The 24,155-nt window shown below is 58.9% G+C and carries 25 protein-coding genes; 15 read left to right on the forward strand and 10 right to left on the reverse strand.

Annotated features, from left to right (window positions below):
- Positions 1-144: 144 nt before the first annotated feature.
- Positions 145-795 (reverse strand): HAD family hydrolase, encoded by a 651-nt coding sequence (locus B0D71_RS29890; RefSeq protein WP_103397913.1) that lies wholly within the window; start codon positions 793-795, stop codon positions 145-147.
- 27 nt (positions 796-822) lie between these two features.
- A complete protein-coding gene (locus tag B0D71_RS29895; RefSeq protein WP_103397914.1) occupies positions 823-1,368 on the reverse strand; it encodes a gamma carbonic anhydrase family protein in 546 nt (181 codons plus the stop codon).
- An 88-nt stretch (positions 1,369-1,456) separates the two neighbouring features.
- On the opposite strand from B0D71_RS29895, the gene prlC reads away from it, so the two are divergent.
- Complete coding sequence (prlC, locus tag B0D71_RS29900; RefSeq protein WP_103397915.1) at positions 1,457-3,508, forward strand: oligopeptidase A; 2,052 nt, start codon at positions 1,457-1,459, stop codon at positions 3,506-3,508.
- Positions 3,505-3,783 carry a YheV family putative zinc ribbon protein gene (locus B0D71_RS29905; protein ID WP_103397916.1) on the forward strand — a complete coding sequence of 93 codons (279 nt, stop codon included), beginning with the start codon at positions 3,505-3,507 and terminating at the stop codon, positions 3,781-3,783. The genes prlC and B0D71_RS29905 overlap by 4 nt, the downstream gene beginning before the upstream one ends.
- Positions 3,784-3,820: 37 nt before the next feature.
- Here the strand turns inward: B0D71_RS29905 and B0D71_RS29910 are convergent, their stop codons facing one another.
- The 3 genes from B0D71_RS29910 to B0D71_RS29920 form a co-directional block, all read right to left on the reverse strand.
- Positions 3,821-4,465, reverse strand: coding sequence for a dual specificity protein phosphatase family protein (locus tag B0D71_RS29910; RefSeq protein WP_103397917.1), 645 nt, complete (start codon positions 4,463-4,465; stop codon positions 3,821-3,823).
- Between the two features lie 117 nt (positions 4,466-4,582).
- Positions 4,583-5,104: a hypothetical protein gene (locus B0D71_RS29915; protein WP_133160968.1), complete on the reverse strand. Its 522-nt coding sequence runs from the start codon at positions 5,102-5,104 to the stop codon at positions 4,583-4,585.
- 98 nt (positions 5,105-5,202) lie between these two features.
- Positions 5,203-5,502 carry a hypothetical protein gene (locus B0D71_RS29920; RefSeq protein ID WP_103397919.1) on the reverse strand — a complete coding sequence of 100 codons (300 nt, stop codon included), beginning with the start codon at positions 5,500-5,502 and terminating at the stop codon, positions 5,203-5,205.
- Between the two features lie 209 nt (positions 5,503-5,711).
- Between B0D71_RS29920 and B0D71_RS29925 the strand changes: the two genes are divergently transcribed.
- The 3 genes from B0D71_RS29925 to B0D71_RS29935 all read left to right on the forward strand — a co-directional run bounded on the left by B0D71_RS29925 (position 5,712) and on the right by B0D71_RS29935 (position 9,360).
- Positions 5,712-6,770 carry a PA0069 family radical SAM protein gene (locus B0D71_RS29925; protein WP_103397920.1) on the forward strand — a complete coding sequence of 353 codons (1,059 nt, stop codon included), beginning with the start codon at positions 5,712-5,714 and terminating at the stop codon, positions 6,768-6,770.
- Positions 6,771-7,014: 244 nt separating this feature from the next.
- Positions 7,015-7,746: a carbonic anhydrase gene (locus B0D71_RS29930; RefSeq protein ID WP_103397921.1), complete on the forward strand. Its 732-nt coding sequence runs from the start codon at positions 7,015-7,017 to the stop codon at positions 7,744-7,746.
- 90 nt (positions 7,747-7,836) lie between these two features.
- On the forward strand, positions 7,837-9,360 hold the full coding sequence (locus tag B0D71_RS29935; RefSeq protein WP_103397922.1) for a SulP family inorganic anion transporter: 1,524 nt from the start codon (positions 7,837-7,839) through the stop codon (positions 9,358-9,360).
- A 121-nt stretch (positions 9,361-9,481) separates the two neighbouring features.
- Here the strand turns inward: B0D71_RS29935 and B0D71_RS29945 are convergent, their stop codons facing one another.
- Entirely contained in the window at positions 9,482-10,132 is a 651-nt protein-coding gene (locus tag B0D71_RS29945) for a hypothetical protein (RefSeq protein ID WP_103397923.1), read from the reverse strand.
- Positions 10,133-10,502: 370 nt separating this feature from the next.
- Between B0D71_RS29945 and coxB the strand changes: the two genes are divergently transcribed.
- From coxB to B0D71_RS29965, 4 genes are all read left to right on the forward strand, one after another.
- Entirely contained in the window at positions 10,503-11,630 is a 1,128-nt protein-coding gene (gene coxB, locus B0D71_RS29950; RefSeq protein ID WP_103397924.1) for a cytochrome c oxidase subunit II, read from the forward strand.
- Positions 11,631-11,712: 82 nt separating this feature from the next.
- Positions 11,713-13,305: a cytochrome c oxidase subunit I gene (gene ctaD, locus B0D71_RS29955; RefSeq protein WP_103397925.1), complete on the forward strand. Its 1,593-nt coding sequence runs from the start codon at positions 11,713-11,715 to the stop codon at positions 13,303-13,305.
- A 138-nt stretch (positions 13,306-13,443) separates the two neighbouring features.
- Positions 13,444-13,995 (forward strand): cytochrome c oxidase assembly protein, encoded by a 552-nt coding sequence (locus B0D71_RS29960; RefSeq protein WP_103397926.1) that lies wholly within the window; start codon positions 13,444-13,446, stop codon positions 13,993-13,995.
- Positions 13,996-14,020: 25 nt separating this feature from the next.
- Complete coding sequence (locus B0D71_RS29965; protein ID WP_103397927.1) at positions 14,021-14,908, forward strand: cytochrome c oxidase subunit 3; 888 nt, start codon at positions 14,021-14,023, stop codon at positions 14,906-14,908.
- Positions 14,909-14,928: 20 nt separating this feature from the next.
- On the opposite strand, the gene B0D71_RS29970 is transcribed toward B0D71_RS29965, so the two are convergent.
- Positions 14,929-15,132 (reverse strand): twin transmembrane helix small protein, encoded by a 204-nt coding sequence (locus tag B0D71_RS29970; RefSeq protein ID WP_007969817.1) that lies wholly within the window; start codon positions 15,130-15,132, stop codon positions 14,929-14,931.
- 72 nt (positions 15,133-15,204) lie between these two features.
- Here B0D71_RS29970 and B0D71_RS29975 point away from each other — a divergent pair, with 72 nt between their 5' ends.
- From B0D71_RS29975 to B0D71_RS29995, 5 genes are read left to right on the forward strand one after another with little or no spacing between them, the layout of a single operon-like run.
- A complete protein-coding gene (locus tag B0D71_RS29975) occupies positions 15,205-15,945 on the forward strand; it encodes an SURF1 family protein (protein WP_103397928.1) in 741 nt (246 codons plus the stop codon).
- The gene (locus B0D71_RS29980) at positions 15,911-16,504 is read left to right on the forward strand and encodes a hypothetical protein (protein ID WP_103397970.1); all 594 of its coding nucleotides are present in this window, start codon (positions 15,911-15,913) and stop codon (positions 16,502-16,504) included. The genes B0D71_RS29975 and B0D71_RS29980 overlap by 35 nt, the downstream gene beginning before the upstream one ends.
- A 10-nt stretch (positions 16,505-16,514) precedes the next feature.
- The gene (locus tag B0D71_RS29985; RefSeq protein ID WP_103397929.1) at positions 16,515-17,588 is read left to right on the forward strand and encodes a COX15/CtaA family protein; all 1,074 of its coding nucleotides are present in this window, start codon (positions 16,515-16,517) and stop codon (positions 17,586-17,588) included.
- Positions 17,576-18,475 carry a heme o synthase gene (gene cyoE, locus B0D71_RS29990; protein WP_103397930.1) on the forward strand — a complete coding sequence of 300 codons (900 nt, stop codon included), beginning with the start codon at positions 17,576-17,578 and terminating at the stop codon, positions 18,473-18,475. The genes B0D71_RS29985 and cyoE overlap by 13 nt, the downstream gene beginning before the upstream one ends.
- Positions 18,472-19,107, forward strand: coding sequence for an SCO family protein (locus B0D71_RS29995; RefSeq protein ID WP_103397931.1), 636 nt, complete (start codon positions 18,472-18,474; stop codon positions 19,105-19,107). The genes cyoE and B0D71_RS29995 overlap by 4 nt, the downstream gene beginning before the upstream one ends.
- 145 nt (positions 19,108-19,252) lie before the next feature.
- Here the strand turns inward: B0D71_RS29995 and B0D71_RS30000 are convergent, their stop codons facing one another.
- The 3 genes from B0D71_RS30000 to B0D71_RS30010 form a co-directional block, all read right to left on the reverse strand.
- Positions 19,253-20,026 carry a MetQ/NlpA family ABC transporter substrate-binding protein gene (locus B0D71_RS30000; RefSeq protein ID WP_103397932.1) on the reverse strand — a complete coding sequence of 258 codons (774 nt, stop codon included), beginning with the start codon at positions 20,024-20,026 and terminating at the stop codon, positions 19,253-19,255.
- A gap of 75 nt (positions 20,027-20,101) precedes the next feature.
- A complete protein-coding gene (locus tag B0D71_RS30005) occupies positions 20,102-20,776 on the reverse strand; it encodes a methionine ABC transporter permease (RefSeq protein ID WP_008002212.1) in 675 nt (224 codons plus the stop codon).
- Entirely contained in the window at positions 20,776-21,783 is a 1,008-nt protein-coding gene (locus B0D71_RS30010; RefSeq protein WP_103397933.1) for a methionine ABC transporter ATP-binding protein, read from the reverse strand. Before B0D71_RS30010 ends, B0D71_RS30005 begins: the two co-directional genes overlap by 1 nt.
- Positions 21,784-21,993: 210 nt before the next feature.
- On the opposite strand from B0D71_RS30010, the gene katE reads away from it, so the two are divergent.
- On the forward strand, positions 21,994-24,132 hold the full coding sequence (gene katE / locus B0D71_RS30015) for a catalase HPII (protein WP_103397934.1): 2,139 nt from the start codon (positions 21,994-21,996) through the stop codon (positions 24,130-24,132).
- Positions 24,133-24,155 lie beyond the last annotated feature (23 nt).

The following is a 24,155-nucleotide window of genomic DNA, read 5'->3' on the forward strand; positions in this document are numbered from 1 at the left end:
AGGAATGTTTTCCGAGGTCGATGGCGGCAATAGCTACGTTGTTCATGGCAATGATCTCCGATGAGCCCTCTGTGAAAGCTTAGTGGGCGATCACAGGGGGCAGCGGGGGGTAGCCATTTCATTAGTTGATTTGTGTCGGCCTTTTCAGCGCTGCAAAAACGCCTGATGCAACTCGGCCAGGGTTTCAAAGTGATACGCCGGCGCTTCGGCGCTTAACTCTTCGTGGCTGCCGAATCCGTAACCCACTGCTGCCGCGTCCAGGCCGTTGCTGCGCGCGCCGATCAGGTCGTGCTTGCGGTCGCCGATCATCAGGGTATTGGTCGGGTCCAGGTTTTCTTCAGCCATCAGGTGAGCGATCAGCTCGACCTTGTTGGTCCGGGTGCCATCCAGTTCGCTGCCGTAAATCACCTTGAAGTGTTTGGCAAAGTCGAAATGCCGGGCGATCTCCCGGGCGAACACCCACGGTTTCGAGGTCGCGATATACAGTTGCCGGCCTTGTCCGCTCAGGGTTTCCAGCAGCGGCGTGACACCATCGAACACCCGGTTTTCGTACAGGCCGGTGACCTTGAAGCGCTCGCGATAAAAATTCACTGCCTCCCACGCCTTGGCTTCGTCGAAGTCGTAGAACTGCATGAACGCCTGCAACAGCGGCGGGCCGATGAAGTGTTCGAGTTTGGCCAGGTTCGGCTCATCGATACCCAGTTTGCCCAGGGCGAACTGGATCGAACGGGTGATGCCCTCGCGCGGGTCGGTCAGGGTGCCATCGAGGTCGAACAAAACGGTTTGGTAATGCATGTTGAATCCTGAAAATGAGGGGCCGGGTCAGAGCTGGTCGTAGCCTTCGGCCAGATGCAGGTCCTTGAGCTTCACGTAGTTCGCCGCGCTGTAGGTGAAAAAGGCGCGTTCCTTGTCAGTCAGCGGACGGACCTGCTTCACCGGGCTGCCCACATACAGGAAGCCGCTTTGCAGATGCTTGCCCGGCGGCACCAGGCTGCCGGCACCGATGATCACATCATCGTCGACCCGCGCACCGTCCATGACAATGCTGCCCATGCCGATCAACACCCGGCTGCCCACCGAACAGCCATGCAGCATGACCTTGTGGGCGATGGTTACGTCGTCGCCGATCAGCAGTGGAAAGCCATCGGGGTTGAACGGCCCGGCGTGAGTGATGTGCAGAACACAGCCATCCTGCACGCTGGTGCGCGCGCCGATGCGGATGCGGTGCATGTCGCCGCGGATCACCGTCAGCGGCCAGACTGAGCTGTCTTCGCCGATTTCAACATCGCCGATCACTACCGCCGAGCCGTCGACAAAAGCGCCTTTGCCCAGCAGCGGCGTGTGGTTCTGATACTTGCGAAGGTTCACGATAGGGTTTCTCTCTGTCGCTGATAGCTGCGGTGAGTGTTGATTGTAATTAAGATGGCTGCATGTTTCTCCAGCCAAGGTATCAACCGTGAGCGTGAACAACCCTCTTTTGCAGTCCTACGACCTGCCGCCGTTCTCCGCCATCCGCGCCGAACACGTACAGCCGGCCATTGAACAGATCCTGGCTGACAACCGTGCCGCCATCGTCGAGATCCTCAAGACCCAGGCCAAACAGCCATCGTGGGCCGGCCTGGTCCTGGCGATGGACGAACTCAACGACCGCCTGGGCGCCGCCTGGAGCCCGGTCAGTCACCTCAACGCGGTGTGCAACAGCGCCGAATTGCGTGAAGCCTACGAGTCGTGCCTGCCGGCCTTGAGCGCCTACTCCACCGAGCTGGGCCAGAACCGCGAACTGTTCCAGGCCTTCGAAGCCCTGGCCGGCAGCCCGGAAGCGGCCGGTTTCGACGTGGCGCAGAAAACTATCCTGGAACACTCCCTGCGTGACTTCCGTCTGTCGGGTATCGACCTGCCGGAAGCCGAGCAGAAGCGTTACGCCGAAGTGCAGAGCAAGCTGTCCGAGCTGGGCAGCCGTTTCTCCAACCAGTTGCTCGACGCCACTCAGGCGTGGACCAAGCACGTCACCGATGAAACCGCCCTCGCCGGCCTGACCGATTCGGCCAAGGCGCAAATGGCGGCCGCGGCACAGGCCAAGGACCTTGACGGCTGGCTGATCACCCTGGAATTCCCAAGCTACTACGCGGTGATGACCTACGCCCAGGACCGTGCACTGCGTGAAGAAGTCTACGCGGCCTACTGCACCCGTGCGTCGGACCAAGGGCCGAATGCCGGTCAGAATGACAACGGCCCGGTCATGGAAGAAATCCTCGACCTGCGTCAGGAGCTGGCCAAGCTGTTGGGTTTCAGCAGTTTCTCCGAGCTGAGCCTGGCGACCAAAATGGCCGAGTCCAGCGATCAGGTGCTGAGCTTCCTGCGTGACCTGGCCAAGCGCAGCAAGCCGTTCGCCGCCCAGGATCTGGACCAGCTCAAGGCCTATGCTGCCGAACAAGGTTGCCCGGACCTGCAAAGCTGGGACAGCGGTTTCTACGGCGAAAAACTCCGTGAACAGCGTTACAGCGTGGCCCAGGAAGCCCTGCGCGCCTACTTCCCGATCGACAAGGTACTCAGCGGCCTGTTCGCTATCGTTCAGCGTCTGTACGGCATCGAGATTGCCGAGCAGAAGGGCTTCGACACCTGGCACCCGGATGTGCGCCTGTTCGAGATCAAGGAAAACGGCCAGCACGTCGGCCGCTTCTTCTTCGACCTTTATGCCCGCGCCAACAAGCGTGGCGGTGCCTGGATGGATGGCGCCCGCGACCGTCGTCGCACCGCTGGCGGCGTGCTGCAAAGTCCGGTGGCAAACCTGGTGTGCAACTTCACCCCGGCCGACAGCGGCAAGCCTGCATTGCTGACCCATGATGAAGTCACCACCCTGTTCCACGAATTCGGCCACGGCCTGCATCACCTGCTGACCCGCGTCGAGCATGCTGGCGTGTCCGGCATCAACGGCGTGGCCTGGGATGCCGTCGAACTGCCAAGTCAGTTCATGGAAAACTGGTGCTGGGAGCCGGAAGGCCTGGCGCTGATTTCTGGTCACTACGAATCCGGCGAACCGCTGCCTCAGGATTTGCTCGGGAAAATGCTCGCGGCGAAAAACTTCCAGTCCGGCCTGATGATGGTCCGCCAACTGGAGTTCTCGCTGTTCGACTTCGAACTGCACGCCACTCACGGTGACGGCCGCAGCGTGCTGCAAGTGCTCGAGGGCGTGCGTGACGAGGTTTCGGTGATGCGTCCGCCGGCTTACAACCGCTTCCCCAACAGCTTTGCGCACATTTTCGCTGGCGGTTATGCCGCGGGTTACTACAGCTACAAATGGGCTGAAGTGCTGTCGGCCGATGCGTTTTCGAAGTTCGAAGAGGAAGGTGTGCTCAACGCTGATACCGGCCGTGCGTTCCGCGAAGCGATCCTGGCGCGTGGCGGTTCCCAGGAGCCGATGGTGCTGTTCGTCGACTTCCGTGGCCGGGAGCCATCGATTGACGCACTCTTGCGCCACAGCGGCCTGAGTGAGGACGCGGCAGCATGAGCGAGGGACCTGTGATTACGAAAAAGCGCTTTATCGCCGGGGCGGTCTGCCCGGCATGCAGCGAGCCGGACAAGTTGATGATGTGGAATGAAGACAGCGTGCCACACCGCGAGTGCGTGGCCTGCGGTTACTCCGACACACTCAATGAGCAAGGGCTGTCGGTGCCCAAGGAGCTCGGCACACGGGTCAATACGACCGTGGCCAAAGCCCCGGACACCAAGGTTCAGGCTGTACAGTTTTTCCCGAACCCGAAGCTGAAGAAAAAGCCAGAGTGAATCAAAGCCCCCGTTGCGCCATGCAACGGGGGCTTTTTTATTCGATATGAGCGGACTTGAACCAGCTCTTCATCGAGCACGCGGCGAAAGGGCTGGTGCTGCAATCGCCATTGGCCAGGGCCGTGCGCAGCTTTTCCACGTCAGCCTGCATCATGTAGCGAATGCCATCCTTGAAATGGGTGCTGTCACCAAAGCCGCCCTGGGTCATTTCGTTCAGGGCCTCTTCCTTGCTCCAGCCCTGGATGACAACCCGGTACATGGCCGCCATCAGGCCGGTACGGTCAGACCCGTGTTTGCAGTGCATCAGCACCGGACCTTTGGTTTCGGCAGACTTGATGGCGCGCAAGGCCTTGAGCACATCGGCGTCATCCACATGATTGGTGCGATAAGGCAGCTGTACCTGCGTGATCTCTGGCGTGGACAGCCAGCTGGAGTCTGCTTCAGGCAGGAAGTTGATCACCGTGCCTACCTTGAGTTTCTCCAGCAGTGGCACCGCGCCTTTGTCCGGCAAGGCGCTGCGATAGAGCGTCGGGGACATTTGAAAAAGGTTGTATTGCACCTCGACCGATTGCGCCCACTCCGCCGGGCGGGGTGTAGCACCATCGTCAGCGAGGACAGGTGTCAGGTTAAGGAATGCGACCAGCGACAGACACATTGCCGGGATCAAGCGCGTCAGGGACATACTCGGGTGACCGTTCAGGAATAGACTGGATGTTGGTCTCCAGAATCAGTCCTGAGCGGTCAAAGGGCTGTGAGGCACGTGTGAATGAAATGTGAAACGTGCATGGACTAGTCGAATTTACAATTTCAACTTGATGAAAGCTTTGGTCAGGTTCTCCAAGCCGGGAGTTTCTTCGTCAGTTGGGCCGGAATGGGGATTGACCCTCTTTATTGTGAAATTTTCACCCTCGTCCCGGGATGTGGCATTTAAAAAATAATCAAACTCCGGTTGCTCGTTATCTTCCAGGTCCAATACTTCAATTCGCACCAGGAGCCTTTCATCATCGACAGATATGGCTGCAAGAAAAACCCCGAAGTCGGAGCTGATTTCTGTCTGGTCGCGAAAGTCGAGCGCTAGACGGGTTAATGCATTGGTATCTTTTTCATCAATGCTGCCATCCGGAACAACATTTATATCAGACCAAGGATCAAAGTGAAGAGTGTAATCTTCTGGGTTGTTTGGATTAAAATGCAATGCCATGACTGTTGCAGTGACATGAGTCTCGTTAATTGGCTTTCTGAAAATATTTAAAATTATCCTGTTGCTTTCAGGCGTTTCTATTCGTTGTAAGAACACACCTGTGCTTGCGGGCTTCCACATGATTCGTATCCCTGTCTGTTGCTGCGCACAGGTCATATGCGCAGCACCTCAATCCACCTTCGAAAGTTTATATATCGAAGTTGACCGGCAATCATCAATCAAGGATTGACGATATTTGCATAAGCCTTGGCCAGTGCCAGCAACCTTGCCTTGTCATCGGCATCGATATCGCCGTCACCATCCACGTCTTTGGCATTGCCAAGACTGAAAGATTCACCGCCATCATAAGATGATGCAATGAAAATTGTGGAATCAAGCAATTTGTCAGTCGATACTCCGTTTTCATCATTAACTGACTCTTTCAAAGCGAATTGCATGGAAACCAATACTTCATCCGGATCGACTACGGATGGACCAAGTTTCTGAAGAAAAATACCACGACGATTGAAAAACGACATTATTAAAATCCTTTTAAGTGATGTTTGTTGTGATGTTTGTTGCGAAAAAATAATACGAACATCTATAACATCTAAGCCAGACTATATATGTATCTATTAATGACCCCCCGCCTGCCTTAAATAACAAAAAACGAGAAAGTGCCGAACGGCACTGGTCACTCGACTCACACCCCTATACTGTATGTGCATACAGCATCCAGGGCTCACCCATGCAAACGCCATTGCCCCCACGTGGCCGCGGCACCGCGACCAACCCGCACAACCGTTTCGCCCCTAACCGTTCGGTAGTCGAAGACGACGGCTGGCATCAGGAGGCGCCGGTCACCCAAGGCACCGAGGTGCGCATCGAAACGGCGAAAACCATCATCACCCGCAATACGTCGCCGGACCTGCCCTTCGATCGTTCGATCAATCCCTATCGCGGTTGCGAGCACGGTTGCATCTATTGCTACGCAAGGCCAAGTCACGCCTATTGGGACATGTCGCCGGGGCTGGATTTTGAAACCAGGCTGATCGCAAAAACCAACGCTACGGACGTGCTTGAGGAGCAGCTGTCTAAACGTGGTTATCAATGTGCGCCGATCAACCTCGGTTCCAACACCGACCCTTACCAGCCGATCGAGCGCGAATACCAGATCACCCGCAAGACCCTTGAGGTGCTGCTGCGCTATCGGCATCCGGTGACCATCGTCACCAAGGGCTCACTGATTCTTCGTGACCTGGATCTGCTGACCGAGCTTGCCCGGCAGAGGCTGGTGGCGGTGATGATCAGCCTGACCACCCTCGACGACGAACTCAAGCGCATCCTCGAGCCCCGCGCTGCAGCGCCCAAGGCCCGCTTGCGAGCGATCGGGGTCATGCGCGATGCCGGCATTCCGGTGGGCGTACTGTGTTCACCGATGATCCCCATGATCAACGACAGCGAGCTCGAAAGTCTGCTCTGCGAGGCTCATGCGGCCGGGGCGCAAAGCGCTGCCTACATGATGTTGCGCCTGCCGCTGGAAGTGGCGCCGCTGTTCGAAGAATGGCTGGGCGCTCATTATCCGCAACGGGCCACGCATGTGCTGAGCCTGATTCGCCAGAGCCGTGGCGGTGAACTCTATGACAGCCGCTTTGGCGCTCGAATGCGCGGCGAAGGTCCCTTTGCGGACTTGCTGGCACAGCGCTTTGCCAAAGCGATCAAACGGCTGGGAATCAATCACCGGGAGGGGTTCAATCTGGACTGCGACGCCTTTTGTCCGCCGGGTCGCCAAATGTCGTTGATTTGAGGACAATTGGCCTATGGTTGAGTACTGACAATCGCGCTCACGCATTAGGCTGGTCACGTTTTTTGTGACCTGGAACACACGTTCTAGAGCGTTTCATTCAGTTTCAATTAAGATTCGGCCGCTACCTTGTTCATCGAGTGACTGATGGGTCGAGATACTCAGCCTGGATGTTTTTTAACCAGCCACTGGCTCCACACCGGACCCCACGGGATGACTTTCCGAGCCCGCCAATGAGGATGAATTCATGAGTGACAAGGATAAACAGCCGTTGGCTGCGTCGGCTTCAGCCCAACCCGAGGCCGAAACCGCCGATGCAGCGTTGCAGCACATCGTTGACGGCTTTTTGCATTTTCATCATGAGATCTTTCCCCAGCAGGAAGAGCTCTTCAAGAAACTCGCCACGGCCCAGCGGCCACGAGCGATGTTCATTGCCTGCGCCGATTCGCGCATCGTTCCCGAATTGATCACCCAAAGCTCCCCCGGCGATCTGTTCGTGACCCGCAATGTCGGTAACGTCGTACCGCCTTACGGGCAAATGAACGGCGGTGTTTCCACGGCCATCGAGTACGCCGTACTCGCTCTGGGTGTGCATCACATCATCATCTGCGGGCACTCCGATTGCGGCGCCATGCGCGCGGTGCTCAACCCGGACAGTTTGGAAAGAATGCCCACGGTCAAAGCCTGGCTGCGTCATGCCGAAGTGGCCAAGACCATGGTGCAGGAGAACTGCACCTGCTCTAACGAAAGCGAAAGCATGCACATCCTCACCGAAGAGAATGTGATCGCCCAGTTGCAGCATCTGCGCACCCATCCGTCGGTGGCCTCGCGCATGGCCAACGGTCAGCTGTTTATCCACGGCTGGGTCTACAACATCGAAACCAGCGAAATCAAAGCCTACGACGCCGATCAAGGCTGTTTCCTGCCGCTCAATGGCAGCCTGCCAATTCCCGTGGCGACGCCCAAAGCGCGCTTCTAAATCCCCCTAAATCCTTGTGTGGTTTAGCCGAGGCTGCCGTTCAGGCAGCCCGGCTTTGCCATGCCTGAAGAAAACTTCGGGAGACTCACCATGCGTGCTCGAGTCAAAGATGTTCTGCCACGGGAGCTGCTGGCTTCGGTGGTTGTGTTTCTGGTCGCCCTACCCCTATGCATGGGCATTGCGATTGCCTCTGGCCTGCCGCCAGCCAAAGGTCTGATTACCGGAATTATCGGTGGTCTGGTAGTCGGCTGGCTGGCCGGTTCGCCGCTGCAGGTCAGCGGCCCGGCGGCGGGGCTGGCCGTTCTGGTATTCGAACTGGTCCGCCAGCATGGTATCGCCATGCTCGGTCCCATTCTGTTGCTGGCGGGGTTTCTGCAACTGGTGGCGGGTCGTTTGAAGCTGGGCTGCTGGTTTCGGGTGACGGCGCCTGCGGTGGTTTACGGCATGCTGGCCGGGATTGGCGTGCTGATCGTCCTGTCGCAGGTGCATGTGATGCTGGATGCCGCGCCCAAAGCCTCGGGGCTGGATAATCTGGCAGCCTTCCCGGCGGCGCTGGCTCAGGCGTTGCCCACGTTTGGCTGGCAAGCCGGTTTGCTGGGCTTGTCGACCATTGCCGTCATATGGCTGTGGGAAAAACTCCGTCCACAATCCCTGCGCTTCGTTCCCGGGGCGCTACTTGGCGTCGGTCTGGCCACGCTTGCCAGCCTGGTGCTGACGTTGCAGGTCAAACGGGTCGAGGTGCCGGCCAACCTGACGGAAGCCATCGACTGGCTAAAGCCGACGGATCTGCTCAACCTGGCTGATCCGTCCCTGCTGATTGCTGCATTTGCCGTGGCCTTCATCGCCAGTGCCGAAACATTACTCTCAGCCGCAGCGGTGGATCGCATGCACAGCGGCCAGCGTTCGGACTTTGACCGGGAACTATCAGCGCAAGGCATCGGCAACATGTTGTGTGGCCTGCTTGGGGCGTTGCCGATGACGGGCGTTATCGTGCGCAGTTCGGCGAATGTTCAGGCCGGAGCAACCACGCGCTTTTCAACCATTTTCCACGGCCTGTGGCTGCTGGCGTTCGTGTTGTTGCTGTCCAGCGTGCTGCAAAGCATTCCGGTGGCAAGCCTGGCGGGCGTACTGGTGTACACCGGTTTCAAATTGGTGGATCTCAAGGTCTTCCGTGGTTTGGGCCGGTATGGTCGGGCGCCGATGTTCACTTACGCGGCAACCGCGCTCGCCATCGTTTTCACGGACTTGCTGACCGGCGTGCTGATTGGCTTCGGCCTGACGCTGGTGAAACTGGCGCTCAAAGCCTCTCGCTTGAAAATCAGCCTGATTGACCTGCCTCAGGAAGGACAAATGGAATTACGCCTGGTGGGGGCGGCGACCTTCCTCAAGGTGCCAGCGCTGACCCGGATGCTGGGCAGTATTGCTCCGGGCACGACGGTGCATGTGCCGCTCAACAACCTGAGCTACATCGATCACTCGTGTCTGGAGTTGCTAGAGGAATGGGGGCGGGCCAATGCAGCCAAGGGCTCGAGGCTGGTGATTGAATCGCGGGGATTGAAGCGCAGGCTCGAGGGGCGGGTGCGGACGAATACCGGCATAGGCGCGGCTGGCTGAGACTCCAGTGTGGGAGAGAGCTTGCTCGCGATGGAGGCGGATCAGTCAACCTTGATGCTGAATGACATGGCCTCATCGCGAGCAAGCTCGCTCCTACAGGGGGATTGTGTTTATCGATGGATCAAGCCGCTGGCTGATCGAGCTCCAGGCCTACGCCCAAGCGGCGGGACATGCACGGCCAGCGTTTCCACGCGGCGCCAGTGTCCGGGCTATTGAGTTTCTCACGGTAGGCTTCTACCGACTCCAGGGCGAAGCTTTCGTCGTTGAGCATCTCGTCGATAGCGTGATGCACCACTTCGTCCAGTTGGTTGGCGAACGACTCACCGATCAATTGGTGAGCAATCAGGTTGGCGACAGTCATGTCCAAGGGGATCAGTGGCTGGCCGAAATGCTTGATGTACAGGTCGTTGACCTCTTCGACAAACCGGTGCGCCAAATAGGCCTCATCCAGCAGGCTGTCGAGCCCGACATGGCCAGCCATGATGGCTGGCGGCTGGAGGAAGTACTGCTCGGCGATTTTCAGCACCGGTTTGATCTGTGACTCAATGCCCGCTTCCCTGGCGACTTCATTGGCTGCATCCAGCAGGTCGGGCACTTCTTCGATGTAGGCGGCGACAAATCGCGTCAGTACGCCGTTGGTATCGGTCTCCGGCAATTGGATCGACGGATGTAGATGAGGCAGTTTGCTTTCCAGCTGACGTGTCAGCAGGCCGGTCTCGGCTTCGTGTTGTTGGGCTTTTTGGATCTGCTCGCGCAATGCGGCGGTGTTCATGAAAACTCCAGGAAACAAGGCAATGAAATAGGAAAGACATAACTTAGCTGGCTTACGAAAAATGCTAAGACGCATTTGTCATAATTATTTCATCCTTGAGACGCACGCGTTATATCGATGTGCCACCACTCGTCTGCATCCTTCTCCATTCGTGCCCTGCAATGCAAGTTAATGCTGTTTCAGACGATTTACGCCTTCGCGTTGCGAGGTCGGAGGTGCTGTCTATACTCGGGGTGGAATGGAGTTAGCTGATGACGCCCGACTGCATATGCAGCAAGGCCCGGCGATTCAAGTTCGTAGTCTGATGCAGCCGCTCCCTTGCCGCAGGTGAAAGCCGGCGGGATAACAAGAACGATAAGGGGAACCCGCAATGATGCGACATCCACATGTCTGGATGGGCCTCCTGTTGTGGTCGATTTTCAGTCAGGCGCAAGCGGCCTGGACTGTGAATATGGCGCCTGGAGCGACTGAAATCAGTCACGCAGTATTCGACCTGCACATGACCATTTTCTGGATCTGTGTGGTGATCGGCATCATCGTTTTTGGTGCCATGTTCTGGTCGATGATTCTCCACCGCCGCTCGACCGGGCAGGTGGCCGCCAAATTTCATGAAAGCACCACCGTTGAAATCCTCTGGACCATCGTGCCCTTCCTGATCCTGGTGGCCATGGCGGTTCCCGCTACCGCGACCCTGATCAAGATGTACGACGCAAGCGAGCCGGAGATCGATATCCAGATCACCGGTTACCAGTGGAAGTGGCATTACAAATACCTGGGCCAGGACGTTGAGTTCTTCAGCAACCTGACCACCCCCCAGGAGCAAATCCACAACAAGGAAACCAAGGGCGAGCACTACCTGCTTGAAGTCGACAAGCCCCTGGTGCTGCCGGTCGGCACCAAGGTGCGCTTCCTGGTGACCTCCGCCGATGTGATCCACTCCTGGTGGGTGCCGGCCTTTGCGGTCAAGCGCGATGCGATCCCAGGCTTCGTCAATGAAGCCTGGACCCGCATCGACAAGCCCGGCATCTACCGTGGCCAGTGCGCCGAGTTGTGTGGCAAGGATCACGGCTTCATGCCGACTGTGGTCGAGGTCAAGGAAAAGGCCGATTACGAAAAATGGCTGGCTGATCGCAAGGTCGAGGCTGCACAGCTCAAAGAGCTGACCAGCAAGGAATGGACGCTCGACGAGCTCAAGGATCGCGGCGACAAGATCTACCACACCACCTGCGTGGCCTGTCACCAGGCCGAAGGCCAGGGCCTGCCGCCGATGTTCCCGGCGCTCAAGGGCTCGAAAATCGCTACCGGACCGAAAGACGCCCACTTGAGCATTGTCTTCCACGGCAAGCCCGGTACCGCGATGGCGGCGTTCGGCAAGCAACTTTCGGAAGTCGATATCGCGGCGGTCGTGACCTATGAACGTAATGCCTGGGGCAACAACAAGGGCGACATGGTCACGCCTAAAGAAGTGCTGGAGCTGAAACAGGCGGAAAGCAAATGACCCGGTCTATTGCACACGTAAGGAACCGGTCGGGGCTACGCATCCCGGCCTGCCCAGCCCATCTGTTTGCAGGAGACAGGACATGACTGCTGTAATCGATGAACATGTTCATACCGCCACCGACCACGCCCACGGCCCCGCCAAAGGCCTGATGCGCTGGGTGCTGACCACCAACCACAAGGACATCGGTACGCTGTACCTGTGGTTTGCATTCTCCATGTTCCTGCTCGGTGGCTCGTTCGCGATGGTGATTCGCGCCGAGCTGTTCCAGCCGGGGTTGCAAATCGTCCAGCCGGAATTCTTCAACCAGATGACCACCATGCACGGCCTGGTGATGGTCTTCGGTGCGGTGATGCCGGCCTTCGTCGGCCTCGCCAACTGGATGATCCCGCTGATGATCGGCGCACCGGACATGGCGCTGCCGCGGATGAACAACTTCAGCTTCTGGCTGCTGCCAGCGGCGTTCTTGCTGCTGGTTTCGACCCTGTTCACTGCTGGCGGCGGGCCGAACTTCGGCTGGACCTTCTATGCCCCGCTGTCGACGACCTATGCGCCAGAAAGCGTGACTTTCTTCATCTTCGCCATTCACTTGATGGGGATCAGTTCGATCATGGGGGCGATCAACGTGATCGCGACCATCCTCAACCTGCGCGCCCCCGGCATGACGTTGATGAAAATGCCGCTGTTTGTCTGGACCTGGCTGATCACCGCGTTCCTGTTGATTGCGGTGATGCCGGTACTGGCCGGTTGCGTGACGATGATGCTGATGGACATCCACTTCGGCACCAGCTTCTTCAGTGCCGCCGGTGGCGGTGACCCGGTACTGTTCCAGCATGTGTTCTGGTTCTTCGGTCACCCCGAGGTGTACATCATGATCCTGCCGGCATTCGGTGCTGTCAGCTCGATCATTCCAGCCTTTTCGCGCAAGCCTTTGTTTGGCTACACATCGATGGTCTACGCCACGGCGAGTATCGCGTTCCTGTCGTTCATCGTCTGGGCGCACCACATGTTCGTGGTCGGCATTCCGCTGGTGGGCGAGTTGTTCTTCATGTACGCCACGCTGCTGATTGCGGTGCCAACGGGCGTGAAGGTGTTCAACTGGGCCAGCACCATGTGGCAAGGCTCGCTGACCTTCGAGACGCCGATGCTGTTCGCCGTGGCATTCGTGATCCTGTTCTCCATTGGCGGTTTCTCCGGGTTGATGCTGGCCATCGCCCCGGCGGATTTCCAATACCAGGACACCTACTTCGTGGTCGCACACTTCCACTATGTGCTGGTGCCGGGGGCGATTTTCGGGATCTTCGCCTCGGCCTACTACTGGCTGCCGAAATGGACCGGCCACATGTACGACGAAACCTTGGGCAAGCTGCATTTCTGGCTGTCGTTCATCGGCATGAACATGGCCTTCTTCCCGATGCACTTCGTGGGCCTGGCGGGCATGCCTCGGCGGATTCCGGACTACAACCTGCAATTCGCCGACTTCAACATGGTCTCTTCGATTGGCGCGTTCATGTTCGGTGCGACGCAGATCTTCTTCCTGTTCATCGTGATCAAAACCATTCGCGGCGGCCCCCCAGCACCGGCCAAACCGTGGGATGGGGCTGAAGGCCTGGAGTGGAGCATCCCGTCGCCGGCGCCGTATCACACCTTCACCACGCCGCCGGAAGTGAAATGAACACCTTGGCCCCTGTAGGAGCGAGCTTGCTCGCGATGGCCGTCAACGATAACGCTGGAAGCCTGATACCCCGCTGCGCTCTCAGGTTTCTCGCGAGCAAGCTCGCGCCTACAGGGTTTGGTGTAGAGGTTTGGAATCATGGCTGACTCAATTTCGTTGAAGAAACTGGTCACACGTTTACTGATCGCGGTGGTGGCGATGTTTGTGTTCGGGTTTGCGCTGGTGCCGATCTACGACGTGATGTGCAAGGCCTTCGGCATCAATGGCAAGACCGCCGGGCAGTACGAGGGTGAACAAACGGTCGATACCTCGCGGCAGGTGCGTGTGCAGTTTTTGTCGACCAACACTGCCGATATGCCGTGGGATTTTTACCCCAAGCATGACGAGTTGACTGCTAACCCTGGTGCGGTGAACGAAATGATCTTCATTGCCCACAACCCCACCGACCGGCCAATGAGCGCGCAAGCCGTGCCGAGTATCGCGCCTAGCACCGCGGCGGCCTACTTCCACAAGACCGAATGTTTCTGCTTTACCCAGCAAGTGCTGCAGCCCGGTCAGCGGATCGAGATGCCGGTACGTTTCATCGTTGACCGTGACATGCCCAAGGATGTGAAGCACCTGACGCTGTCTTACACGCTGTTCGATATCACCGCCCGACATCCACCGGTAGCTGTAAACACTGGCGGCTGAGCGTGCCCGATAAGGAGAACAATAAATGGCAACTCATGAACATTATTACGTTCCCGCCCAGAGCAAATGGCCGATCATCGCCACGCTCGGCATGGTCATCACCGTCTACGGCCTGGCCACTTGGTTCAACGATCTGAAAGCGGCGCGCCCGGAATCCCACGGGCCGCTGATCTTTTTCGTCGGTGGGCTGCTAGTGGCCTACATGCTGTTCGGCTGGTTCGGTACGGTCATCAAGGAAAGCCGCGGCGGCTTGTACAGTGCACAGATGGATCGCTCGTTTCGCTGGGGCATGAGCTGGTTCATTTTCTCGGAGGTGATGTTCTTCATCGCCTTTTTTGGCGCGCTGTTTTACGTCCGTCATATCTCCGGGCCGGCGCTCGGTGGTGAGGGCGCCAAAGGCATTGCACACATGCTGTGGCCGAACTTCGAATTTGTCTGGCCGTTGCTGAACAACCCCGACTCGAAGCTGTTTCCACCGCCCAAGGAAGTCATCAGCCCTTGGGGCCTGCCGTTGCTCAACACCGTGTTGCTGGTCAGTTCCAGCGTGACCGTGACCATCGCCCACCATGCCTTGAAAAAGGGCCATCGCGGCGCACTCAAGCTGTGGCTGGCGCTCACCGTATTGCTGGGCTGTGCGTTCCTCATCTTCCAGGCCGAAGAGTACATGCACGCCTACCGCGAGCTGGGCCTGACGCTGGGTTCGGGTATCTACGGCGCGACGTTCTTCATGCTCACCGGGTTCCACGGCGCCCACGTGACCATCGGCACCATCATCCTGTTCGTGATGCTGATGCGGGTCATGCGCGGGCACTTCGACAGCGAGCACCAATTCGGTTTTGAAGCGGCGAGCTGGTACTGGCACTTCGTGGATGTGGTGTGGATCGGGTTGTTCGTTTTCGTCTATGTGCTGTAGGAGCGCGCTTGCTCCTACAGCTACCAAGGGGCATGAGAAACCAGCTGGCCGCTGAAAAACCCCCAGGTGATAAGACCCAGGGTAATGGCGGCCAGCGTCACTCGCACACTCAAGGCAATGACGAGGCGGTTTGAGCGGCTGTCGTCCTTGACCAGAAAAAACAGGCCGCTGAACAGGCTGACAACCGTGGCAATCAGCATCAGGACGATGGCTGCTTTGAGCATGGTGGGACTCCGGGGGGGACAAGCGATGCACATGAGTATAGCTATCGCGATGACCGACTTTCTGGCGATGCCATGAAGTGCTTTCGGCCGGGTATCGTGCCAACGCTGGTAGTGGCGCTGTTGCTGCCGCTGCTGGTGTCCCTGGGGTTCTGGCAATTGAGCCGGGGCGCGGAGAAAAGCGCGCTGCTGCAAAACTATGCCGAACGCCGCGCGGCCGAGCCGATGGCCAGCACCGAGCTGCAACACACCACCGATCCGGCCTTTCGCCGGGTACGTTTGCATGGCCAGTTCGATGCCGAACACAGCTTGCTGCTGGACAATAGCCAACGCAACGGCCGGGTCGGCGTCGAGTTGTTGCAACCGTTTCATGATCAGGCCACCGGGCTTTGGCTGTTGGTCAATCGCGGCTGGCTGCCATGGCCGGAACGCCGCATACCCCCACAATTCAAAACCCCTGCCGAGGCAGTCAGCCTCAATGCGTGGGTCTATGTTTCTCCCGGTGCGACCTTCCAATTGCACGCAGATCCGACGACGTCTACATGGCCGAAGCTGATTACGGCGGTCGAACCGGCCAGCCTCTGGAGGACGCTGAACCGCGAAGGCTTTGCCTACGAATTACGCGCCGAAACCAGCCCAGCCACCTATCAGGCCGACTGGCCAGTCGTCGCCATGGGCCCGGAAAAACACATCGCTTATGCCGTGCAGTGGTTCGCCATGGCGATTGCCCTGTTCGGTCTTTATCTCTATCTCGGCTGGCACAACGCAAAGGAGAAACACCATGGGAGCGGCCATGAATCCACCCAGCATGTCTGAGGCGAAACCGTCGGTGAACCGGCGTAAGGGCCGCTTGCAGCTGCTGCTGATCCTGCTCGGGGTGATCGGTCCGATGATCCTCGCCACCGGCATGTACAAGCTGAATTTCTGGGTGCCCGAGGGCCGCAGTTATCACGGCGAACTGATCGGCAACGGCCAGACCCGCGCGGACATCGGCGTACAGGCGCAGGAGGATCGCTGGCAGATCCTGGTGACGGCGCCCAAGGATTGCGCGGTGGACTGCCAGCAACTGGTGTATCTGGCGCGGCAGATCCAGATCGGCCTGGGCCGCGATGCGTCCCGCGCCAGCCATGCATTGGCCGCCGCGCAGGCGCTGAACAGCGATTACGAGACTAAACTTCAACGCGAGTACCCGCAGTTGCAACGCTATTCACTGGACTTGCCGGCCTACATCAAAGGCGCTCAGAGCAATGACGCGCCGCACCTTTGGATCATCGACCCTCACGGCAATCTGGTGCTGCGCTACGACCCCTCGGTCAAGGGCAAGGACCTGCTCAACGACCTGCGCCACCTGCTGAAACTGTCGAATATCGGATAAGGGCATCGTCATGGCCAAACTTGGATTTCGCCTCGCGTTGTTTGCCACCTTGCTGGCACTGATTGTGGTGTTGCTCGGTGCCTACACCCGCCTGACCCACGCTGGCCTCGGCTGCCCGGACTGGCCCGGCTGCTACGGCTTCATCAGCGTACCGAAAAGCGAAGCACAACTGGCCCATGCCGAATTGCATTTCCCGGACACTCCGGTCGAGGCCCATAAGGGCTGGAACGAGATGATCCACCGCTACTTCGCCGGCACGCTAGGGCTGTTGATCGCGGTGTTGGCCGCACGCGCGTGGATGCATCGCCGCCATCCGGGGCAACCGGTGAAGTTGCCGTTGTTTCTGTTGGCGGTGGTTGTTGGCCAAGCCGCGTTTGGCATGTGGACGGTCACGCTCAAGCTCTGGCCGCAGGTGGTCACCGGGCACCTGCTTGGCGGTTTCGCGACCTTGAGCCTGTTGTTCCTGCTGACCTTGCGCCTGTCCGGCGTACTGCCGGCGCTGACCGTGCCACGACGCTTGCAGCACTGGGCCACGGCAGGGCTGTTGTTGGTGATCGGGCAAATCGCACTCGGTGGCTGGGTCAGTTCCAATTACGCCGCCGTAGCCTGTATCGACTTTCCGACCTGTCACGGCCAGTGGTTGCCACCGGCCGACTTCGCCAACGGTTTTCACCTGACCCAACACATCGGCCCGAATTACCTGGGCGGGCAACTGGACAGTGATGCCCGTACGGCTATCCACCTGACCCATCGCATCGGTGCGCTGCTGGTCACCCTGGTGTTGCTCGGTCTGGCCTGGCAATTGAAGGTGGTCGGCATGACGCGCCTGGCAGGCCTGGTGTTGATCGCCCTTGGCGCACAAATCACCCTGGGCATCAGCAACGTGCTGTTCCATCTGCCGCTGCCGGTGGCCGTCGCGCATAACGCGGGCGGGGCGGCGCTGTTGCTGACCATGGTGCTGGTCAATTACCACGCCCGAACCAGTCTGGTTCGGGTCAAGCAGCCAACGCGCTGGCGTTTCAGCCCGCGTAAACACTCAGCCGGGCCCATAACAATAAAAGGAGAGATGCCATGGCGATTCTGATCGGCGAACGTCCTAGTCAGGCGATCTGGCGTGACTACCTGGAGCTGACCAAACCCAAGGTAGTGGTGCTGATGCTCATCACTTCACTGGTGGGGATGTTCCTTGCGACCCGTGCCGGGGTGCCGTGGACGGTATTGATTTTCGGCAACCTGGGCATCGCCCTGTGTGCCGGTGGCGCGGCGGCGGTCAATCATGTGGTGGACCGGCGTATTGACGCGGTGATGGCGCGCACCCACAAACGGCCGCTCGCCGAAGGCCGGGTTTCGCCGACTGCCGCGCTGACGTTCGCACTGCTGTTGGCCGCCCTCGGGCAAGCCATGCTGCTAGCGTTCACTAATGCATTGACCGCGTGGTTGACCCTCGCCTCATTGCTCGGCTACGCAGTGATCTACACCGGATTCCTCAAGCGCGCGACCCCGCAGAACATCGTCATCGGCGGTCTGGCCGGTGCGGCCCCGCCGTTGCTTGGCTGGACTGCCGCCACCGGTCACGTCAGCGCCGAACCGCTGCTGCTGGTGCTGATCATCTTCGCCTGGACCCCACCGCACTTCTGGGCGTTGGCGATCCATCGCAAGGAGGAATACGCCAAGGCCGACATCCCGATGCTGCCGGTTACCCATGGCGAGCACTACACCAAGGTTCATATCCTGCTTTATACCTTCGCGTTGCTCGCCGTCAGCCTGATGCCCTACGTCATCCACATGAGCGGTACGCTCTACCTGGTGTGCGCGCTCGGGCTGGGTGCGCGGTTTCTGCATTGGGCCGTGGTGTTGTACCGTGGCACTCGGCCGCACGCGGCGATCAACACGTTCAAGTACTCTATTTACTACTTGTTCCTGCTGTTTATCGCCCTGCTCGTAGACCACTACTTATTGTTGAACCTATGACTCGAACCCAGAAAACCGTCTTCATTCTCGTCGCCCTGGTCGCACTGATCCTGGGCCTGACCGTCAACAAGGTGTTGTCCGGGAAAAACCAGGGCGACCCGACTGCGCTGATCGACGCCGGCATCATTTTGCTGCCGCAGAGCCGTAATCTGCCGGACGTGACGATGACCAATCAGGACGGCCAGCCGGTCACGATCAATGAATTGAAAGGCAAGTGGAGCCTGCTGTTCTTCGGCTACACCTTCTGCCCGGATGTCTGCCCGACCACTCTCGCCCAGCTGCGACAGATCAAGAGCGAATTGCCACCCGAGGCTGTGGATAAACTGCAAATCGTGCTGGTTAGCGTCGACCCCAATCGCGATACGCCCAAGCAGCTCAAACAGTACCTGAGCTACTTCGACCCGCAGTTCATCGGCCTGACCCCGGCGTCGATCGATGAGCTGGAAAAAATCTCCAACGCGGTAAGCATTCCGTTCATCCCGGCAGACACCAGCAAGCCGAACTACACCGTCGACCACAGCGGCAATCTCGCGGTGATCGGACCGGACGGCACCCAGCGCGGCTTCATCCGCGCGCCGTTGAACAATGCGAAGCTGGTGGCGCAGTTGCCGGTGATGCTCAAACGCGACTAAACACCACGTAACCCTGTAGGAGCCGGCTTGCCGGCGATGGCGATCTCACCGACGCCATCGCCGGCAAGCCGGCTCCTACAGGGGGAAATGAGCAAGCACAAAAAAGGGCGCATTCAATGCGCCCTTTTTTCATTGCTTCAGTCGATCAGAACGCCGGCACTACCGCGCCTTTGTACTTCTCGAGGATGAAGGCCTTCACTTCCGGGCTGTGCAGAGCTGCAACCAGCTTCTTCATCGCCTCGCTGTCCTTGTCATCCGGGCGAGCCACCAGGATGTTCACGTACGGCGAGTCGTTGCCTTCGATGACCAGCGCGTCCTTGGCCGGATCAAGCTTGGCTTCCAGCGCGTAGTTGGTGTTGATCAGCGCCAGGTCGACCTGGGTCAGCACGCGCGGGATGGTCGCGGCTTCCAGTTCGCGGATTTTCAGGTCCTTGGTGTTCTCGGTGATGTCCTTGACGGTTGACAGGATGTTGTTCGAGTCCTTCAGCTTGATCAGCCCGGCCTTGGCCATCAGCAACAGCGCACGGCCGCCGTTGGTGGCGTCGTTCGGGATCACCACGTTGGCACCGCCAGGCAGTTCAGCGAGGGTCTTGTACTTGCTGGAGTAAGCGCCCAGGGGTTCCAGGTGCACGCCGGCCACGGAAACCAGATGAGTGCCCTTGGCCTTGTTGAACTCATCCAGGTACGGCTGGTGCTGGAAGAAGTTGGCGTCCAGGCGCTTTTCCGCGACCTGTACGTTCGGCTGGATGTAGTCAGTGAAGACCTTGACCTTCAGGTCCACGCCTTCTTTGGCCAGGGTCGGCTTCACGAATTCGAGGATCTCGGCGTGCGGAACCGGAGTAGCCGCGACGGTCAGGGTGTCGGCCGCGTGGGCCGAGAATGCGGCAACAGCAGCGAAGGCGACGAGTAGTTTTTTCATTCAGCTAACTCCTTGTGGGTGCCCGCTGGCAGGCGCCGCTTTCCGGTGCCTGCCAGCGAACGGCCGGCTCATGTCTTATTTACGGGAGAAATGCACAACCAGTTTGTCACCGACGGTTTGCAGCACCTGGACCAATACCAGAAGCAGTACCACCGTCACGACCATCACATCGGTCTGGAAACGCTGGTAACCGAAACGGATTGCCAAGTCACCCAGACCCCCGGCGCCGACGACACCGGCCATCGCCGTGTAGGACACCAGTGTAATTGCTGTCACCGTAATCGCCGCGAAGATGCCCGGGCGAGCCTCCGGCAACAACGCGTTGGTGATGATCTGCCGCGTGGTCGCGCCCATGGCCTGGGTCGCCTCGATGATGCCGCGATCGACTTCACGCAGGGCGGTTTCCACCAGGCGGGCGAAGAATGGCGTGGCGCCTACCACCAGCGGCGGAATCGCACCCGCGACACCGAGGGACGTGCCGGTGATCAACACGGTGAACGGAATCATCACGATCAACAGGATGATGAACGGCAGCGAACGCAGAATATTCACCACCAGCGACAACATCGCGTAGACGCCTTTGGCTTCCAGCAACTGGCGCGGGCTGCACAAGAACAGCAGCACACCCAGCGGCAAGCCGAGCAGCACGGTGAACAACAGCGAACCGCCGAGCATCAGCAGGGTGTCGCCGGTGGCCAGCCAGATTTCGAACCAGTCGATGTTGGCGAAGAAACTTGTCAGGGCTTCCATTAGCGCAGCACCTCCATGTGGACGTCGGCCGCGGTGAAGCGGGCAAACGCCGCTTCCATGTCACCGCCGGTGACGGCCAGGGTCAGTTGCCCATAGGGAATGTCTTTGATGCGGTCGATACGACCGGCCAGGATGCTGTAGTCCACACCTGTTTCGCGGGCGACGGTGCCCAGCAACGGCGCGTAGGTCGCTTCGCCCTGGAAGGTCAGACGCACGATGCGACCTGGCACGTGAGCGAAGTCGTCACGCTGTTCGCTTTCGTCGATGTGCTCGTCTTCTTGCACGAAGCGTTTGGTGGTCGGGTGCTTCGGATGCAGGAACACCTCGGCCACCGAGCCTTGCTCGACGATCACGCCGGCGTCCATCACGGCTACCTGATCGCAGACCCGGCGGATCACGTCCATCTCGTGGGTGATCAACACGATGGTCAGTTTCAGCTCGCGGTTGATCTCGGCCAGCAATTGCAGCACCGATGCGGTGGTTTGCGGGTCGAGGGCGCTGGTGGCTTCATCGCACAGCAGGATTTTCGGCTTGGTCGCCAGGGCGCGGGCAATACCGACACGCTGCTTTTGCCCGCCGGACAGTTGCGCCGGGTACTTTTTCGCGTGGTCGGACAAACCGACCCGCGCCAGCAATTCGGCCACGCGCGAGTCGATTTCGCTGCGCGATAGTTCGCCGGCCAGGGTCAATGGCAGCGCGACGTTGTCGGCGACTGTCTTGGAGGCCAGCAGGTTGAAGTGCTGGAAAATCATCCCGACCTGCTGACGGAAGCGGCGCAGGCCATTGGCGTCGAGCGCGGTGACTTCTTCACCGTCGACGGTGATCTTGCCGCCACTGGCGTTTTCCAGGCGATTGATCAGACGCAGCAGGGTACTTTTTCCTGCGCCGGAATGACCGATCAAGCCGAAAACCTGCCCGTTCTCAATCGTCAGACTGGTCGGATGCAGGGCGGGGATTTCCTTACCGGCGACGCGGTAGGTTTTATGGACGTCTTGAAACTCGATCACGTAGCGAACCTTGTGGGGCGCGTTAGAAAAGGGTCAGCGGTTAGCCGGGCGCGCATTTTAGCCTGTCCGTATAGAGGTTCTTAGCATTTATTTCGCATTTGTCCTGTCATTTGGCAATAACGCGATCAAAGGTCAGAAAAAAGGAACGGCTGAACAAGCTCGCCAGTCACTACTTAGGCCACTGGAATACGCCTAAGGAGTTCACGCCTGATGAGTACCAAGAAGCCTGCCACCACCCAGAGCGCCCTGGCCGGGACCGCAACCCCGGATCGCAGCAACACCAACGCCAAGCTCGACAGCCTGGAAACATTCCGCTCCGATGCCACAGAGCAAGCCTTGCGAACCAACCAGGGCGTGAAGGTGGCGGATAACCAGAACACCCTGAAGGCCGGGGCCCGCGGGCCGTCGTTGCTGGAAGATTTCATCATGCGTGAAAAGATCACGCATTTTGACCACGAGCGCATTCCCGAGCGCATCGTCCATGCCCGCGGGACCGGCGCCCATGGTTTTTTCCAGAGCTATGAAAACCACTCGGTGCTGACCAAGGCCGGTTTCCTGCAGGATCCGGCGAAGAAAACCCCGGTGTTCGTGCGTTTTTCCACGGTGCAGGGGCCGCGTGGGTCAGGCGATACCGTTCGCGACGTACGAGGTTTCGCCGTGAAGTTCTTCACCGACGAAGGCAATTTCGATCTGGTGGGCAACAACATGCCGGTGTTCTTCATTCAGGACGCCATCAAGTTTCCCGACTTCGTGCACGCGGTAAAACCCGAGCCGCACAACGAGATCCCTACCGGTGGCTCGGCCCACGACACCTTCTGGGACTTCGTCTCGCTGGTGCCGGAGTCGGCGCACATGGTGATGTGGGCGATGTCCGACCGGGCGATCCCGAAAAGCCTGCGCAGCATGCAGGGCTTCGGCGTGCACACCTTTCGGCTGATCAACGCTGAAGGAAAATCACGCTTCGTCAAATTCCACTGGCGGCCTACGGCCGGCACCTGCTCGCTGGTGTGGGATGAAGCACAGAAGCTTGCGGGAAAAGATGCCGACTACCACCGTCGTGATCTGTGGGAGTCGATTGAGGTCGGCGATTACCCGGAGTGGGAGTTGGGGGTGCAGGTCATCGAAGAAGAAAACGAACATGCCTTTGATTTCGACATCCTTGATCCGACCAAACTCATTCCAGAAGAGCTGGTACCCATCACGCCGCTGGGCAAAATGGTGCTGAACCGCAACCCAGACAACTTCTTCGCCGAAACCGAGCAGGTTGCCTTCTGCCCCGGGCATATCGTCCCCGGGATCGACTTCTCCAACGACCCTCTGCTGCAAGGTCGATTGTTTTCCTACACCGACACGCAAATCAGCCGACTCGGTGGGCCGAATTTTCACGAGATCCCGATCAACCGTCCGGTGTCACCGTTCCATAACGGTCAGCGGGATGCGCAGCACCGCACCACTATCGATAAGGGACGTGCGTCTTACGAGCCGAATTCCATTGATAGCGGCTGGCCAAAGGAAACGCCCGCCTCTGCACGGGACGGTGGTTTCGAGAGCTACCCGGAGCGCATCGACGCCAACAAGATTCGCCAGCGCAGCGAATCGTTCGCTGACCACTTCTCCCAGGCTCGTTTATTTTTCCACAGCATGAGTGAGCATGAACGGGAGCACATCATCTCGGCCTACAGCTTTGAACTGGGCAAGGTTGAACGCGAGGCGATCCGCGCTCGAGAAGTGAACGAAATCCTCGCCAATATCGATCTGAAACTGGCCAGGCGTGTTGCGCAGAACCTTGGATTGCCCGCGCCAGCTAGAGGAACCGTCGAAGTGCGGAAAACCTCGCTGGATCATTCGCCTGCGCTGAGCCAGGCCAATTTGTTGCCGGAAAGCATCAAGACGCGAAAAGTCGCGATATTGGCGGCGAACGGTGTCGATAGTGCCTCGATCGATACCATGAAGAAAGCGCTGAAAGCCGAGGGCGCCCACGCGAAGCTGTTAGGGCCCACCTCGGCGCCAGTGAAAACCGCCGATGGCAAAACCTTGGCGGTCGATGCTTCGATGGAGGGCTCGCCGTCTGTGGCCTTCGATGCGGTGTTTGTGCCCGGTGGGGCTGCATCGGTCAAGGCGCTGAGCACTGACGGGGTGGCACTGCACTACCTGCTGGAGGCGTACAAGCATCTGAAGGCTATCGCCTTGCAGGGCGATGCGAAGCAATTGCTGGATGTGTTGAAGCTGGAGGTTGATGCGGGGTTGATCGTGGGGGCGGATGGCAAGCTGATTAAACCGTTTCTGGCCGCGATCGGGCAGCATCGGGTTTGGGAGAGGGAGGCGAAGGCCAAGGCGATTCCGGCCTGAGGATTTTCGGAGCCAGATAGACC

Origin of the sequence: Pseudomonas laurylsulfativorans (assembly GCF_002906155.1) — a bacterium.
GTDB lineage: Bacteria > Pseudomonadota > Gammaproteobacteria > Pseudomonadales > Pseudomonadaceae > Aquipseudomonas > Aquipseudomonas laurylsulfativorans.